This window comes from Niallia sp. Sow4_A1 (assembly GCF_052116745.1).
Classification (GTDB): Bacteria; Bacillota; Bacilli; order Bacillales; family Cytobacillaceae; genus Niallia; species Niallia hominis.
In genome coordinates, this window is the sequence record NZ_JBQKKM010000003.1 from 24,742 (window position 1) to 41,410 (window position 16,669).

Annotated in this window: 14 protein-coding genes; 6 read left to right on the forward strand and 8 right to left on the reverse strand. The window is 36.0% G+C overall.

Translation table 11 applies throughout. From position 1 onward, the window contains the following. The first annotated feature begins 74 nt into the window (after positions 1-74). From ACTQ5K_RS02300 to metH, 4 genes are read left to right on the forward strand one after another with little or no spacing between them, the layout of a single operon-like run. Positions 75-1,196: a methionine biosynthesis PLP-dependent protein gene (locus tag ACTQ5K_RS02300; RefSeq protein ID WP_031538715.1), complete on the forward strand. Its 1,122-nt coding sequence runs from the start codon at positions 75-77 to the stop codon at positions 1,194-1,196. Continuing rightward, entirely contained in the window at positions 1,193-2,362 is a 1,170-nt protein-coding gene (metC, locus tag ACTQ5K_RS02305; protein ID WP_031538713.1) for a cystathionine beta-lyase, read from the forward strand. Before ACTQ5K_RS02300 ends, metC begins: the two co-directional genes overlap by 4 nt. Before the next feature lie 12 nt (positions 2,363-2,374). Continuing rightward, positions 2,375-4,246, forward strand: a complete 1,872-nt coding sequence (locus ACTQ5K_RS02310) for a bifunctional homocysteine S-methyltransferase/methylenetetrahydrofolate reductase (RefSeq protein WP_031538711.1) — start codon at positions 2,375-2,377, stop codon at positions 4,244-4,246. Further along, complete coding sequence (metH, locus tag ACTQ5K_RS02315; protein WP_031538709.1) at positions 4,224-7,679, forward strand: methionine synthase; 3,456 nt, start codon at positions 4,224-4,226, stop codon at positions 7,677-7,679. The genes ACTQ5K_RS02310 and metH overlap by 23 nt, the downstream gene beginning before the upstream one ends. Before the next feature lie 206 nt (positions 7,680-7,885). Here the strand turns inward: metH and ACTQ5K_RS02320 are convergent, their stop codons facing one another. Continuing rightward, positions 7,886-8,026: a hypothetical protein gene (locus ACTQ5K_RS02320; RefSeq protein ID WP_155986766.1), complete on the reverse strand. Its 141-nt coding sequence runs from the start codon at positions 8,024-8,026 to the stop codon at positions 7,886-7,888. A gap of 158 nt (positions 8,027-8,184) precedes the next feature. Between ACTQ5K_RS02320 and ACTQ5K_RS02325 the strand changes: the two genes are divergently transcribed. Next, positions 8,185-8,970: a GNAT family N-acetyltransferase gene (locus tag ACTQ5K_RS02325; RefSeq protein WP_441993497.1), complete on the forward strand. Its 786-nt coding sequence runs from the start codon at positions 8,185-8,187 to the stop codon at positions 8,968-8,970. 325 nt (positions 8,971-9,295) lie between these two features. On the opposite strand, the gene ACTQ5K_RS02330 is transcribed toward ACTQ5K_RS02325, so the two are convergent. The 6 genes from ACTQ5K_RS02330 to ACTQ5K_RS02355 form a co-directional block, all read right to left on the reverse strand. Then, on the reverse strand, positions 9,296-9,859 hold the full coding sequence (locus tag ACTQ5K_RS02330; RefSeq protein ID WP_031538705.1) for a hypothetical protein: 564 nt from the start codon (positions 9,857-9,859) through the stop codon (positions 9,296-9,298). A 138-nt stretch (positions 9,860-9,997) separates the two neighbouring features. Beyond that, on the reverse strand, positions 9,998-10,705 hold the full coding sequence (locus ACTQ5K_RS02335; protein WP_235249281.1) for an SGNH/GDSL hydrolase family protein: 708 nt from the start codon (positions 10,703-10,705) through the stop codon (positions 9,998-10,000). 156 nt (positions 10,706-10,861) lie between these two features. Then, positions 10,862-12,481, reverse strand: a complete 1,620-nt coding sequence (locus ACTQ5K_RS02340) for an MDR family MFS transporter (protein ID WP_441993500.1) — start codon at positions 12,479-12,481, stop codon at positions 10,862-10,864. A gap of 28 nt (positions 12,482-12,509) precedes the next feature. Further along, a complete protein-coding gene (locus tag ACTQ5K_RS02345) occupies positions 12,510-12,929 on the reverse strand; it encodes a MarR family winged helix-turn-helix transcriptional regulator (protein WP_441993502.1) in 420 nt (139 codons plus the stop codon). 309 nt (positions 12,930-13,238) lie between these two features. Next, complete coding sequence (locus ACTQ5K_RS02350) at positions 13,239-13,910, reverse strand: GNAT family N-acetyltransferase (RefSeq protein WP_349204564.1); 672 nt, start codon at positions 13,908-13,910, stop codon at positions 13,239-13,241. Between the two features lie 2 nt (positions 13,911-13,912). Further along, a complete protein-coding gene (locus ACTQ5K_RS02355) occupies positions 13,913-14,782 on the reverse strand; it encodes a carbon-nitrogen hydrolase family protein (RefSeq protein WP_235249292.1) in 870 nt (289 codons plus the stop codon). A 364-nt stretch (positions 14,783-15,146) separates the two neighbouring features. Here ACTQ5K_RS02355 and ACTQ5K_RS02360 point away from each other — a divergent pair, with 364 nt between their 5' ends. After that, a complete protein-coding gene (locus tag ACTQ5K_RS02360; protein ID WP_441993505.1) occupies positions 15,147-15,308 on the forward strand; it encodes a hypothetical protein in 162 nt (53 codons plus the stop codon). A gap of 102 nt (positions 15,309-15,410) precedes the next feature. Here ACTQ5K_RS02360 and ACTQ5K_RS02365 read toward each other — a convergent pair whose 3' ends face one another. Next, entirely contained in the window at positions 15,411-16,571 is a 1,161-nt protein-coding gene (locus ACTQ5K_RS02365) for an acyl-CoA dehydrogenase family protein (protein ID WP_441993507.1), read from the reverse strand. Positions 16,572-16,669 lie beyond the last annotated feature (98 nt).

A 16,669-nucleotide genomic window follows, 5' to 3' on the forward strand; every position in this document is an offset into this window, starting at 1 on the left:
TTTTTTCTTCTATTCTTTCTTGGTACGTACTTATTACATAAAAAATCCACATAAAAGAATAGGAGAGTTATAGAATGTATAATTTAGAAACGAAGTTAGCACAAATTGGAAATCGCAGTGAAACAACAACGGGTGCGGTAAATCCACCTGTCTATTTTTCCACCGCTTATCGTCATGCCGGTATTGGAGAGTCAACTGGCTACGATTATACTCGTACTGGAAATCCAACTAGAGAAATTTTAGAAAGAGCGATTGCTGATTTAGAAGAAGGAGATCAAGGATTCGCTTGTAGTTCAGGAATGGCTGCCATTCAAACAATCCTTTCTCTTTTCCAAAGTGGTGATGAGTGGATTATTTCCAAAGATTTATATGGAGGAACATACAGACTGCTAGAACAAGGCTATAAAAAATGGGGTCTGCGATGTACTTACGTCAATACCTCAGATACAAATGCCCTGCGTGCGGCAATATCCCCTAATACAAAAGCGATCTTCCTTGAAACTCCTACTAATCCTTTAATGGAGCAAACGGATATTTCTGAAGTTGCTTCCATTGCAAAAGAAAACGATATTTTACTTATTGTAGATAATACTTTTTATACTCCTATTATCCAACAGCCGATTCGCTTAGGAGCTGATATCGTCATCCATAGTGCGACAAAGTATTTGGGCGGTCATAACGATGTCCTTGCAGGTCTTATTGTAGCTAAAGGAGAAGCACTTTGTAAGGAGCTTTTTTTACATCATAATTCCGCTGGTGCTGTTTTAAGTCCCTTTGATTCTTGGTTATTAATGAGAGGAATGAAAACATTAGCGTTAAGAATGGAGAAACATGAAGAAAATGCAAAAACACTCTCTTCCTTCCTTCAAGAACACGAAGCTGTTGTAGATGTTCTCTATCCTGGTCGAGGTGGAATGATCTCATTTAGAATTCAAAACGAATCTTGGGTAAATCCATTTCTGCAAAATTTAACTCTCATCTCTTTTGCAGAAAGTTTAGGTGGTGTGGAAAGCTTTATTACCTATCCAGCTACACAAACCCATGCTGATATTCCATTAGAAGTAAGATTAGAAACAGGTGTTGATAACCAGCTATTGCGTTTTTCTGTAGGTATTGAAAATGTAAATGACTTAATAAAAGATTTGGATAAAGCATTTTCCATTGCAAAGGGAATTGCCAAGGAGGTAACAATATGAGCACACCATATACATTTGAAACGAAACTACTTCATAATAAGCATAAATTCGATCCAGAAACAGGAGCCGTTAGCGTGCCAATTCAGCACGCTTCTACCTTCCATCAAAAGGATATAGATGAATTTGGCAAATATGATTATAGCAGAAGTTTGAACCCAACAAGGGAAGCCCTAGAAGAAGTCGTAGCAGAATTAGAGGATGGTACACATGGATTTGCCTTTTCTTCTGGAATGGCTGCTATTTCAACTGCCTTCCTCTTATTATCACAAGGTGACCATGTTGTGATTTCGGAAGATGTTTATGGCGGTACTTATCGTATGGTTACAACTGTGTTAAATCGCTTTGGCATAGACCATACCTTTGTTGATATGACAAATTTAGAAGCTGTTGAAGCAGCGGTTTTACCAAATACAAAAGTTTTCTATGTAGAAACTCCTTCTAATCCGTTGTTAAAGGTTACAGATATTGAGGCAATTAGCCTTCTAGCAAAAAAGTACAATGCGTGGACATTCGTTGATAATACCTTTTTAACACCAGCCCTACAAAAGCCATTAACACTTGGAGCTGATGTCGTCTTACATAGTGCAACTAAATTCTTGTCTGGACATAGTGATGTTATTGCCGGCGTTGCAGTTGTAAAGGATCCATCCCTTGCCAAACAAATTGGCTATTTGCAAAATTCCTTTGGTGCTGTTCTTGGTGTACAGGATTGCTGGTTACTGCTTAGAGGAATCAAGACTTTACATGTCCGCATGAAGCATTCAAGTGATGGTGCTCGAATTATTGCAGAGCATTTACGAAATCATCCTTTAATCAAAAAAGTACATTATCCTGGATTTGAAGACCATCCACAATATGCCATCCAGCGAAAACAAGCGTCAAATCCAGGTGCTGTATTTTCCTTTGAGTTACATTCAGAAGAAGCAATGCGGACATTTGTTGAAAATGTGAAACTACCGGTTTTTGCTGTAAGTCTCGGTGCAGTCGAATCAATTCTTTCGTATCCTGCAAAAATGTCTCACGCGGCAATGGATCCTGCTGCTCGGGCAGAACGTGGAATTACAGATGCTCTTCTTCGCCTTTCCGTTGGACTAGAAAATCCTCAAGACTTAATCAATGACTTTGAGGCTGCATTGAAAAAAACAGCGGAGCTACATTATATTTAATGGAGGAATATTATGAGTTTTCTTGATCGACTAAAAAGCGAAATTTTAATAGCGGACGGTGCTATGGGTACCCTCCTCTATTCTTACGGAAAGGATACTTGCTTCGAAGCATTAAATATTTCTCATCGAGAACAAATTGAACAGGTTCATCAAGCATATATCCATGCAGGTGCAGATATTATTCAAACAAATTCATATGCTGCCAACTATTTAAAGTTACAGAGATATGGGCTTGAGGATAGCGTAAAGGAAATAAACAGTACTGCCGTTAAAATTGCCAAACAATCTTCAAAAGATAAGAATGTGAGTGTTTTAGGCACAATTGGCGGAAATAGAGGAATGAAGCCTCAAGCCATTAGCTTAGAAGAATTAAAGCGAAGTTTTCGAGAACAGCTTTATTGTTTACTTCTAGAAGGTGTCGATGGTATTCTCTTAGAAACATTTTATGATATGGAAGAATTAGAAACAGTATTACAAATTACAAAAAAAGAAACAGACCTTCCAGTCATAGCGCAGGTCTCCATACATGAAATCGGCGTGTTGCAAAATCAGTCGCCACTAAAGAATGCCTTTGAGAGATTAGAAGGTTTAGGAGCAGATGTCATTGGGCTAAATTGCAGATTGGGCCCACACCATATGATTGCATCACTCGAGCAGATTCCACTGCCAAAGGATGCCTATTTATCAGCATATCCAAATGCTAGTTTACCAACTTATATTGACGGAAAATTCGAATATAAGGACAATGCGGAATATTTCAGAAAATCAGCTGAAGAGTTCCGTAAACAAGGGGTTCGGCTATTGGGAGGATGTTGTGGAACAACACCTGAACATATAAAAAACTTCGCGGAAGTATTGAAAAATGCTTCCCCTATTACAGATAAACCTGTTACATCTAACAAAGCTATGGTAGATTCTATTGTCCTTCACTCCCCTCCCCCACGGGAATTCACACCCTTGGAGGAAATTGTAAAGGAAAGAGCTTCGGTCATTGTAGAATTAGATCCGCCAAGAAAATTAGATACAACACGTTTTTTTGAAGGAGCAAAAAAATTAAAAGAAGAAGGCATTGACGCCATTACGCTTGCAGACAATAGTTTAGCATCTGCTCGTATTTCCAATACAGCAATCGGTACATTAGTAAAGCAGAATATTGGCCTACGTCCCCTTATTCACATTGCTTGCCGGGATCGGAATATGATTGGATTGCAGTCTCATTTAATGGGATTACATACACTTGGCCTTCATGATGTCTTAGCAATTACAGGCGATCCTGCAAGAGTTGGCGATTTTCCAGGTGCTTCTTCCGTTTATGATATGACATCTTTTGATTTAATTTCGATGATCAAGCAGTTAAATGAAGGTCTCTCCTTCTCTGGAAAAAACTTAGGACAAAAGACAGCTTTTTCTGTCTCTGCGGCATTTAATCCAAATGTTCGCCAAGTGGATAAGGCTGTTAAAAGACTCGAGAAGAAAATTGCCTGCGGAGCTGATTATATTATTACACAGCCAATTTATTCAGAAGAAAAAATAGTTGAGTTATATGAAGCTACTAAACATATTGATATACCAATTTATATCGGCTTAATGCCTTTGACGAGCAGCAATAATGCCGAATTTCTTCACAATGAAGTACCTGGTATAAAAATAGAGGATTCGATTCGTCAGGCAATGGCAAATTTAAAAGACAATCCAGAAAAAGCAACACAAGAAGGTTTAACTATTACAAAGTCGCTAATTGATACTGCATCCACCTTCTTTAACGGTATCTATTTAATAACGCCTTTTTTACGATATGAGCTTTCAGTCGAATTGGCTCGCTATACTAAGTTACGAACTGCTGCAACTAGGAGGAAATGTGATGCAACAAATATCATTAGCTGACAAACTCAAACAAAAAATCATGATTATGGACGGCGCAATGGGCACAATGCTCCAACAAGAGGATTTAACAGCTTCCGATTTTGGTGGCGAGGAATTAGAAGGTTGTAATGAAAATCTAACATTAACAAGACCAGAAATCATTTCCAAAATTCATGAAGCATATCTTGAGGCTGGCGCTGATATTATTGAAACAAATACATTTGGCGCAACTAAACTTGTCCTAGATGAATATCATCTAGGACATCTTGCTTACAAACTGAACATAACTGCAGCAAAACTCGCCAAAGATGCTGCTTTGAAATATTCAACTCCCGATTGGCCGAGGTTTGTCGCAGGTGCAATGGGACCTACAACCAAAACATTAAGTGTTACTGGTGGCACTACATTTGATGAGCTTATCGCATCATATGAAGAACAAGCAACTGGTCTTATTGATGGAGGCGTAGATATTCTCCTCCTAGAAACAAGTCAGGATATGTTAAATGTAAAAGCTGGCTTTCTCGGAATTAAGCAGGCCTTTTCAAAGACAGGAAAAGAACTACCGTTAATGATCTCAGGCACAATTGAACCAATGGGAACCACCCTAGCTGGCCAGTCTATCGAAGCTTTTTACATTTCTGTTGAACATATGAATCCAATTGCAATCGGATTAAATTGTGCGACAGGGCCGGAGTTTATGCAGGATCATATCCGCTCTCTTTCTGGTCTTTCAAAGTATGCCGTAAGCTGCTATCCTAATGCCGGCTTACCGGATGAAGAAGGACATTATCATGAAACAGCATCCTCTCTTGCGAATAAATTAAGCGGTTTTGCAAAAGAAGGCTGGCTAAACATCGTCGGTGGTTGCTGTGGGACAACGCCAGAGCATATTCGAGCAATATCGGAAAAAATGAAGGAGATTTCCCCTCGGAAAGTAGCGGAAACAAACTATCATATGGTTTCTGGAATTGAGCCATTCATTTATGATGACCCTACATTAAGACCGATAATGGTTGGAGAACGTACAAATGTCATCGGTTCCCGGAAATTTAAGCGGTTAATAAATGAAGCGAAATTTGAAGAAGCATCAGAAATTGCAAGAGCCCAAGTTAAGGGCGGAGCACATGTTATCGATATATGTTTAGCAGATCCTGATAGAGATGAACTGGAGGATATGGAGCTTTTTATGAAAGAGGTTGTAAAAAAAGTGAAGGTGCCTCTTGTCATCGACTCAACTGATGAAAAAGTAATTGAAAAAGCCCTCTCCTATTCACAAGGTAAGGCAATTATTAATAGTATTAACCTAGAAGATGGGGAAGAAAGATTTCAAGCCATTGCCCCTCTCATCCACAAATATGGTGCCTCTGTTGTTGTAGGAACAATCGATGAAGATGGAATGGGAGTAACAGTGGAAAAAAAGTTAGAAGTAGCAAAACGCTCTTATGAATTATTAACGAACAAATATAAGATAAATGGCCAGGATATTATTTTTGACCCCCTTGTTTTCCCTGTAGGTACTGGCGATGAACAATATATTGGTTCTGCTAAAGCTACTGTAGAAGGAATCAAACAAATTAAAGAAGCTTGTCCAGATGTTCAAACGATTCTTGGAATAAGCAATGTTTCCTTTGGTCTCCCTCCTGTTGGCCGAGAAATACTAAATAGCGTCTTTCTTTATCACTGTACGCAAGCTGGTCTAGATTACGCCATCGTCAATACGGAAAAGCTAGAAAGATTCGCGTCCATTAGTAAAGAAGAAATTGAGTTAGCTGAAAAGCTATTATTTGAAACAACAGATGAAACATTAGCAGTTTTTACCGATTTCTATCGGGATAAGAAAAAAGAAAAGGTTAATTCACTAGAACATTTAACATTAGATGAACGATTGGCTTATTATGTCGTGGAAGGAACAAAGGAAGGTTTACTAGATGATTTGGCAATTGCGCTAAACAACTATAGTGCACCATTAGATATTATTAATGGACCGCTAATGAACGGAATGAAAGAAGTCGGTCGCTTGTTTAATGATAATCAGTTAATTGTGGCAGAAGTTCTCCAAAGTGCAGAAGTAATGAAAGCATCTGTTTCTTTTTTAGAAGGCTATATGGACAAAAACGTTTCAACCTCAACGAAAGGTAAAGTTATCTTAGCCACCGTAAAAGGAGATGTTCACGATATTGGGAAAAATCTTGTCGATATTATTCTCTCAAATAACGGCTATGATGTCATTGATCTAGGTATAAAAGTTCCACCAGCAGAGTTAGTTTCTGCAATTAAAAAGGAAAAGCCAAACATTGTTGGTTTATCTGGTCTCCTTGTAAAATCAGCCCAGCAGATGGTTTTAACAGCAGCCGATATGAAACAAGCAGGAATAGATATCCCTATATTAGTCGGCGGGGCTGCTTTATCAAGAAAATTTACTGATACGAAAATTACAAGGGAATATGATGGATTAGTACTTTATGCAAAAGATGCCATGAATGGACTCTCACTTGCAAATCAACTTACAAATAATGAAGAAGTGCTTTTACTTAAAGAAGAACATAACAGAAAAAAACAAGCACTTTTAACAAAGCCAATCAAGGACCCTGTAAAACCTATTATCACAGGCATAAAAAGAAAAACAATAAATCAAAATGCGCCTATCTTCATACCACAGGATACCAAAAGGCATTTATTAACCAATTATACACTTGGGCATATTAAACCATATATTAATAAACAAATGCTGCTAGGACACCATCTAGGTTTAAAAGGAAAAGTAGAAATGCTACTCTCTGCTAAAGATGAAAGAGCGGTCCAACTAAACAATATGATTGAACAGCTTTTACAGGAAGCAGAACAAAATAACTGGATATATCCTAAAGCCATTTACCGCTTCTATCCTGCTCAATCGGATGGAAATAAAATATATATTTATGATCCAGAGAATGCATCTAAGCTATTGGAAACCTTTGACTTTCCAAGACAAGAAAGAGAACCATATCTTTGTCTCGCAGACTATCTAAAGCCAGTCGAAAGCGGAATGATGGACTATGTTGCCTTTTTTGCAGTTACAGCTGGCACAGGAATACGAGAAGCAGCAGAACAATTAAAGCGGGATGGAAGATTTCTTGAATCCCATGCCCTACAATCACTAGCCTTAGAAACAGCAGAAGGTCTGGCAGAATTAATTCATCGCCAAATTAGAGATAGATGGGGATTCCCTGATCCAGCAACCTTTACGATGAAGGAACGCTTTGCTGCGAAATATCAAGGGCAACGATTTTCATTTGGATACCCAGCATGCCCTGAACTAGAAGACCAAAAAAAATTATTTGGACTACTTTCTCCAGAGGATATTGGCATTACTTTATCGGAGGAATGTATGATGGAACCAGAAGCATCTGTTTCTGCAATGGTATTTGCCCATCCAGATGCAAGATATTTTAATGTATTATCTAGTTCACTGTAATTTAGTAGAATGCCCTTTTCTTTATTTGATATGATTGGTAATGAAAACCAGCTGATATTGTTGTTTCAGCTGGTTTTTATTTGTGTTTTGTCTAGACTTTTTTAAACTCCCTTTTTAGAATATATCTTTGGAGTTGTAATTTTTTTGATGTGGATGTTATATTCGTTGGTTTATTTGCATGTGGATTTTATCGCTTGTTTTTAATATTAGTTTATGTTGGTATTGTTGCGGTTTTGGTTTTCATCTTGCGGATGAACGCCATTTTCTTTGACTCCTACTGCTAATATGGTGTTCATCTCCCTAATGAACACCACTTTCCACGCTTCTACTGCTAATGTAGTTTTCATCCCCCCCTCTTGACGCCACTTTCCTTCCCTCATCCAAGCAATACTATCCAATCTCTTTACAAAATCATTAATAAAACAATTCTTAACTCTATTTAAATTCTAAATATTATGGTAAACTTACAAATAATTATTTTATAGACAGAAAGAAGGTTACATAAATGATTCGAGAACTTACAGAGAAAGATCATTCCATTGTCATGGAATTTTTGTTCCAGAATCCTTCAATCAATCTATTTATTATTGGCGATATTGAAGCGTTCGGCTACCATGCAACATTCCAAAAGCTTTGGGGAGAATTTAAAAATGGGGAAGTAACTGCAGTTCTGCTAAAATACTTTGAAAGCTATATATTTTATTGTCAAGATAAGGACAATTTTGATGTAAACGGCTTTGCTACAATTATGTATTCTAATAACAAGCCTGTTACCTTGTCTGGTAAAGCTGAGTTAGTGGAGAGATTTGAAAATCACCCTAACATTACATTAGGAAAGAAAAGAGTCACATATTTTGCACAATGTGGAACAAAAAGAGAATTACAAGCAACCGAAACAATCAAAAACGCAACGATTGTTGATATTGACAGAATTGTAGCATTACAGCATTCCATCGATGAATTTAGCACGACAGATGAAACAAAAGAAATGTTAAAAAAAGCAATTGAATTTAAAACCGGACGCACATATTTTCTTGAAAATGATAGAGGAAATATTATTTCAACTGTTTCAACTACAGCCGAAAATTCCCAATCGGCAATGATAGTCGGTGTATGCACACACAAAGATTATCGGAATAATGGGTATGCTAGTAAGTTAATGACAGCACTTATTAATGATGTATTAGCTGAAAAACAATATGTCTGCTTGTTTTATGACAATCCAGAGGCAGGAAAGATTTATAAAAAAATCGGATTTGAAGATATTGGATTATGGACGATGTATCGTTAAATTATAAATAACAACAAATCCCTTTTGCTGATGTTAAAAAGCAAAAGGGATTTCTCAGTAATTTCCTATTAATTTTATAAGGCTGTTTTCGTAAAGTTTGTTGCGATTACCCGCAGCCGGAATACACTTCGCTTTCCGTGGGGCTAAGCTTAAGCCTCCGGGGTCTCAGACTGTCTCGCTAGTCCCACAGGATTCTTCATGTATTCCGGCTGCTAATTGTTTCCAACTAATTCTTTTTTTCCTATTGAAAAAACAATAATCCTTTAGAAAACAGCCTTTTATAAAAATAAGAACATCAATTTCCCCACTGATATGCTTATCTCCACTACTTAAGCAGCAATTCTAAATCTGTAAAAAGGGAAATGATTTTCTGTAAATGTCTCCATTCTTTTGATTGTATATTTACTAAATCAACAGTGTAAGAGGCATTTACAGTAACTAACCGAACTGTACATTTAACTGAATCAATTCCCAAGAGCTCTTCTTCCCAATTCCAAATTTTCAATCGATATAATTCCATCTTTAAAGCATCGTATTCGTATGGCTCGATTTTATTAAAAACTGGTGGAATGACAATTGGAAATTGACTCCATTCTTGAATTAAATAATTGTGAAGGTCAAAATCGATATGAATACTAAAAGAGTGTTCTTGATTAACCTTATATTCAACAATTAATTTTGTAATTTCTTTATCTGGATGAATCGATACAATATCATCACAAACCTCGAATAAGTCTTTCTTGCGAGAAAGGACAGACTTAATGGAGGACATTGAAATCGGTGTATCATCCTCTCCTAAATAGCGATTTAATTCATTATAAATGACGGAAAGGGTTGTTGGTCCATTAAGCTGCAAAACATCAATTATTTTTTCATACAAAGTATTCATCCGTTTTTCCTCCACTATTTAAATCGATGTATTGATAACTGTTTGTCTCTTTATCTTAAAGCAATATCCAATAATATTCCACAGCTAGTTTTGCTAAATAATGGATAGATAGGTTAAAACGAAAAAGTCCGAATGCTATTAGGATAACTGCTCTTTTTGTCCACCAGTTAAGCGCAGCATTTCTTCAAAAATAACATTACTCATTTTTTTATAACCCGCTGAATTTAAATGAATGCCATCATCACTAATAAAATCAGCAATATTCCCAGCTTTTATAAGAGCTGTTCTTACATCAATGCTAGGAAGATTTAATTGTTCAATTAAATTATTCAAATGAAAATTATATAAACTATGCCAATGTTCAATGCCTCCACAGCAACTTATCCAATGACTAATGGTTGTCCCATATCGATCAGCAATAAACTTATAATAACGTACTGGATCGAGCGGTGGTAATGTTAACAAAATTGGCGTGATATTAGATTGTTTCATTTTCGCTACCATATTGCCGATATTTTCAATGTATTGATTAATTGGCACAATTGGATCGTGGTTACTATCAGGATTTTCCGCCACTTCCTGCCATTTAAAATTGCAATCATTTCCGCCAACATTTAACAATACATAATTTGGTTCTTCTGAAAGAACATCTTTCTCCAATCGTTTCATTAATAAATCAGAATTATCATTAAACACACCTTTATTTAAAATAATGGTGTCTTCTGGATTCCTTACAGAAAATAATTTTTCAAGTATAGCGGGATAATTATCTTTAATGATTCTTACCCTACCTTTTACAAAGGAGACACCCCTTGTTAAGCTATCTCCAAAACAGATGATTTTCATTTAGCATCCCTACTTTTTTTCATTCAATTACTATAATTTATTATAACAGAAAAAAGGTTGTGCGAAAAAAATTTCGATTGTAACAAATTTTTCATAATTATTCTAAATAAAAAGGCTGTATCCAATTAATTTGGATGACAGCCAATATGATTCTTCTTAAGAGTTTTGTATATCGAGTACTTTATCTTCTTCTTTCTCCTCTTTAGGAGTAGCCTGATTTGTTGTACGTAGCGGGATTTCTTTTAAGAAAAACACTAATAAAAAGGCTACCACTAATACGATTGTACCTGTTAAAAATACAGTTGATAACGTATCACCTAAAGCGTCTCTAATACCCTCAATCATTTTTGTAAAAATCGGTTGAACATCTGCAGGTAGACTTGCTTCTGTTTGTTCAAGTAATGGCTTATTCATTAGAGCTTGCGGATTTGCAAAGCCAACAATTTGTTCAGTAATCTTAGGATCAACAGTTGCTAAATCTTTTACTACTGAAGAATTTTGCATCGTATTCTCCAAGTTTGTTTTTAAATTGTTGGACATAACTGTTCCCATTACTGCAATCCCGATTGTACCACCTAGGTTTCGGAATAGCTGTGTAGAAGCAGTTACTACACCTAATTCTTTATGAGACACAGCGTTTTGTGTTGCAATCGAGAATACCGGCATTCCTATACCAAGACCTATGCCAAATACTATCATACTTAAAATAGCCATTGGTACACTATTCATAAAGATCATAATCGCCATACCAGCTATCATCGTTGGTACTCCAATTAATGCAAAGCGTTTATATTTCCCTGTTTTCGAAATTAATTGACCAATGATAGTACTTGAAATAACCATTACAATAGACATTGGCATTGTTACATAACCAGCATAAGTCGGTGAAATACCTAAAACTCCTTGAACGAAGAACGAAAGATAAATCATTGCACCCATCATCCCAAAGTTCATAATAAAGCCTATTATATTTGAAACAGTAACGATATTATTTTTGAATAAATGTAACGGTAATATTGGATTTTTCGCATTTTTTTCTACCAACACAAATACAATGGCGAAAATGATACTAGCAGCAATTAATCCAAGGATTTGAACAGATCCCCATGCATAATCTGTTCCTGCCCATGAAAAAGCTAACAATAATGGCACAATTGCAATCGTCATAAAGAACGAACCAATATAGTCGATGCTTTGTTTGCCGCTACCCTCTACTTTAGGGAATAATACCATAATCATTCCAAATGCGATAATACCAATCGGTAAGAAGATCCAGAATAGCCAATGCCAATCTAGGTGATCCACTAAATATCCACCTAATAGAGGTCCAAGCACACTGGAAAAACCAAATACTGCTGTTAATAAGCCCATCCATTTTCCACGCTCGCGTGGCGGGAATAAATCTCCAACTGCTGTGAAGGCTGATGATTGAATTATTCCGGCTCCAATCCCTTGAATACCACGGTATGCGATAAATTGAAATACATCATTAGAAGTACCCGTTAAAAAAGCACCAACCATAAATAATAAAATACCAATCAATAAGAATGGCTTACGGCCATACATATCAGATAGCTTTCCAACTAAAACGGTAGCAATAGTGGATGTAAGCATATAGATATTGATCGTCCATGTATAATAATCCATACCATCTAGTATAGATATAATTTTTGGCATTGCAGTACTTACGATTGTTTGGTTAATCGCTGCAAAAAACATCGCTGCCATTATGGCAATCATAATCGACAGTTTTTTCTTTTGTGTTAAATGTTCCATTGCATTCTCTCTTTTCTTTATGAAATTATTAGAAATTCTCGTTTAATAGCTTGAAAATTCGTTTTAAGTGTTGAATATCTTCCTCCGTTAACTTTCGGAAATGTTCCTTCATCTTATACTGCTGCTCTTTTTTCATATTATTTACTATCTTTCTTCCCTTATCGGTAATAGTAATATTGACCACTCTTCGATCAGTCTTTGATCGATCTTTAGTAATATAATCATCGGCCAATAATTGATCGGTAATAGTGGTAACTGCAGCATTTGTAATGTGTACGCTTTTCGCAAGATCTGAGACATTTTGGGCGCCTTCTTTTTCTAAATGAAAAAGAAGTTTATATTGTGTAATATTTAAATCATTGCTATTTTTATTAAAATCACTTGTTAAATTTTTTATAAATGTGCCAAACATTGCTGCGACTTCAAAAAGCTCTTCGCCATTATGCACTTATCCCCCGTCCTTTCTGTAATTAATTCACAAATAAATAATTAAGAAGTTAATTATTAAGCAATAAATAATATATAACTTAATTATTTACATGTCAATTATTATTTTTATGTTTGTGGCAAATTCTTTTTAGACTATATGAGGAAGGGGACTTCCCTTAAGATGATTTGCTCGTTAACTAAGTTTTTTAGTACATAGACAGAGAAATTCACCGTTACGGAAAAACAAAAAAATGTCTTATTTAACCATCGATTAGAAGCGGGATGTTTATCCCTCTCCATCAATAAATTAAATAAGACATAACGAATTTTATTTAGTTTTAAAAGGGTTTTTCCATTCCATTAAAACTGCGTGATTCATTGAATCTTCGTCTTCCAAATATTGTGGCAATATGGTAACAGGTGTTCTTCCACACCGCAATAAAAACGTAATAACAGGATCTTTTACATGACCTGCGAGAACCTGCTCCAAATATTCCTCTGGGGAGAGCTCCTTTCTATACCTTTTATAGCCAGGCATCCTTCCCCCTCCAAGTAATCGGTCTAATCTTAATTCAATAGTTAAGTAATAAGCATGTTGCAAAAGTATCTTTCCAAAACCGAGTTTTCGGAATTTTGGGCGAATGCTGATATCCACCACATATAAGGCATCTCCATGTTCATCATTTGTAGTAATATATCCATTGTCCGTTATTTCTTCCCATGTATGATGAGGCTGATTTGGATTATAAGCGACTTGAAGACATGTTAAGGAACCTGCAAGCTCCCCATCCACTTCCACACAGATTGCTCCTTCAGGAAAATGAGAAAGATGACTAGACAATTGCTCAACATTCCACCATAGCTCCTCTGGAAATGGTGGTGGGAAGCATTCTGATTGAATAGCAATTAATTCGTGAAAATCTTTTTCCAGATAATTTCTGACCGTACATGGAATTGGCTGACCTGTGTCAAAAAGATAAAATTCACTATGAAGCGTCATAATTAGCCTTCCACGGTAGAATTCCAGTCAGGATAAAGATCTGTTCTTCTATCTCTCCAAGTTGTTACAGAACCTTTTTCTCTTACTTCATACAATAAAGACAAATCAAGGTCCGCTGTTACAACCATATCATTATTAAGCTCACCCTCTACAAGAATTCCTTTTGGTGGAAACGGGATATCATTAGGCGTAATGACTGCTGCCTGCCCAAAATTTGCACGCATAAAGTCAACATTTGTAAGCGTGCCAATTGTTCCAGTTACTACAACATATACTTGATTTTCAATTGCTCTTGCATGGCAAGTATAGCGTACACGATGAAAACCGTGGCGATCATCCGTACACGATGGGCAAAAAATCACATCTGCTCCTTTTGCCTTTGCCATACGAACGATTTCAGGGAATTCAATATCATAACAAGTTAAGATGGCAATTTTTCCTTTCTCTGTATCAAATATGCGAAAGGAATCCCCTTTTTCCATATTCCATTCATATTCTTCTGTAGGCGTGATATGAAGCTTTGCCTGCTCTTCTATTCTTCCATCTGGATAAAATAGATGTGCTACATTATACAATTTCTCTTCTCTGCGAATGACATGAGTTCCACCGATAATATGCATTCCAGTTTGAACAGCAAATGACCTGAATAAATCTTGATATTGATCTGTAAATCCAGGTAGTTCATTAATCGTTAATGCGTTCGTCTCATCTCCCATTGATAAAAGCTGTGTTGTAAAAAATTCAGGAAATAAAACAAATTCCGCACCAAATTCACTTGCTGTTCGAACATAATGCTCACATTGTTTTGCAAATGCTTCAAAAGACTTAATGTTTTCTAATTTATACTGTACGGCAGAAACTCTTATTTTCATTTTCCATCTCCCTTTATATAGCGTATTTTTTTATCCCCAACCCAATGTTTCAACTAACCATCACTGGGATTTAAAAAAAGATCTTCCTCTGATGACAACTGCACTATATCCCGATTAACGGGTAATATCACTTCTAATGAATTAGAAGTGTTTTTTATTAAAAAAAGAATGTTTCAAAATAAGATTATGAGTTATTTTTCTATATTTTTCAATGGTTTCACATCAAATTTTTTTATGAATTTTCTTTTTATACTTATGTTCTGAAAAGTGAAGTTGTTCATATTATTTTATAATCGATCATTGTTTACATTACACCAAAAAAAGGAATAGAAAAGTAGCTGGAGATTTAAGGAGGGAAATGAATTTGATTGTTTTTATTTATGCTTTCCTTGGTTTGATTTTGATAGAAGAACTAGTAGTTATCGGGCTAAAAAGATACATAAATGGATCGTTTAGAATGGAAACATATTTCCGTCATCTTTATCAAACATACAAAGTAAGAGCTGATTTAAAAAAAGTGAGTTAAACCCTGGTTTCTGAACGAAATCAACAATGAAAAAAATAGCCAAACTACCTTATCAAGTAATTTGACTACCATTATTTAAAGATTGCTCGTTGGCAATCTTTTTTACTTGCTTTCGTTCATTTCATTTAATGATTTTACTGCGAGCTGTTCGATTGTCATATCGTCCATTGGTGGATTATGTAAGCCTGCTCGTACGTCTCGGTAGTATCTTTGTAGTGGGCTTTTTGCGGACAAGCTACGTGCACCGACAATGCGCATGGCGATATCGACTACTTCGATTGCTATGTTTGTTACAACTAATTTCACTGCACTTAATTCTGGAAGAAGATGAGATTGCTGTTCTACAGATGATTCATCCCATTTTTTACTTACAGAATATAAAAAGTGTTTCGCTGTTTGCATTTTCAATTCCATTTCCCCAATTTTTGCTCGTACACTTGGGATATCGCTAATGGTTCCGTTTATACTATTTGGAGAATAATTTTTCGCAAAAGTCACTGCTTCCGTTTGTGCAGCTCCTGCGATTCCTAAATAGCATGCTGGAATATGCAATAGCCATGGATTAACTTTTTTCCGTCTTTCCAATTTTTCCACAAAATAATGTGCAGGAATTTCTACTGCTTCAAAATACACATCATTGCTTCCAGTACCCCTTAAAGCAATGCTATCCCATGTGTTTTCTATGCGTATTCCATTACAATCCTTTGGTATCAAAAAATTGCCTACTTCGTCTGTACCCTTGATAGATGCAGTAACAAGAAAAAAATCCAATACAGGAGACATCGTGGTAAAGGATTTATGTCCATTAATCACCCAATTTTCTCCATTCTTTTCGGCAGTAGTTTGTGGTTTTCCACCTCTTGTTGGACTTCCTGTTTGTGGCTCTGTTGCGGCACCATTTATTAATGCACCATTTAGCAATTGGTTATAGACTTCTTTAAGCGTCTCCTTTTGCCAGTTTGCCTCATACATATTTCTAACAACGCCCATATGCCATCCGATAGATAAGGCAGTAGATCCATCCCCTTGTGCAATTACCTCTTGGAATCTTACTAATTCATACAAAGAAATTTCTTGTCCGCCAAACTCTTTAGGTATTGTTAAGGTTGTGTAACCAGATTGCTGCAATTCCTTCATGTTTTCAAAGGGAAAAGATCCATTTTCATCAACTTCCTTTGCTCTCTCAAAAAAATTTCTACTTAATTCAGAAAGCTTACTTACTCTTTTTATGAAATCTTTTTCTTCATTAAAAAAATCAGTCACTATACCGACATCTCCCTTATCAGTTCATTTATAAAGCTATCATAGCATTATTTCCATTGACTGATAAGCAAAATGCAATGTCAGCATTATAGAAAGAT

Coding starts and splice junctions, on each gene's coding strand:
- ACTQ5K_RS02325 (WP_441993497.1), top strand. CDS start 8,185: ATGATTCGAGAACTTACAGAGAAAGATCATTCCATTGTCATGGAATTT.
- ACTQ5K_RS02330 (WP_031538705.1), bottom strand. CDS start 9,859: ATGAATACTTTGTATGAAAAAATAATTGATGTTTTGCAGCTTAATGGA.
- ACTQ5K_RS02335 (WP_235249281.1), bottom strand. CDS start 10,705: ATGAAAATCATCTGTTTTGGAGATAGCTTAACAAGGGGTGTCTCCTTT.
- metC (WP_031538713.1), top strand. CDS start 1,193: ATGAGCACACCATATACATTTGAAACGAAACTACTTCATAATAAGCAT.
- ACTQ5K_RS02355 (WP_235249292.1), bottom strand. CDS start 14,782: ATGAAAATAAGAGTTTCTGCCGTACAGTATAAATTAGAAAACATTAAG.
- ACTQ5K_RS02320 (WP_155986766.1), bottom strand. CDS start 8,026: ATGAAAACTACATTAGCAGTAGAAGCGTGGAAAGTGGTGTTCATTAGG.
- ACTQ5K_RS02350 (WP_349204564.1), bottom strand. CDS start 13,910: ATGACGCTTCATAGTGAATTTTATCTTTTTGACACAGGTCAGCCAATT.
- ACTQ5K_RS02310 (WP_031538711.1), top strand. CDS start 2,375: ATGAGTTTTCTTGATCGACTAAAAAGCGAAATTTTAATAGCGGACGGT.
- metH (WP_031538709.1), top strand. CDS start 4,224: ATGCAACAAATATCATTAGCTGACAAACTCAAACAAAAAATCATGATT.
- ACTQ5K_RS02340 (WP_441993500.1), bottom strand. CDS start 12,481: ATGGAACATTTAACACAAAAGAAAAAACTGTCGATTATGATTGCCATA.
- ACTQ5K_RS02300 (WP_031538715.1), top strand. CDS start 75: ATGTATAATTTAGAAACGAAGTTAGCACAAATTGGAAATCGCAGTGAA.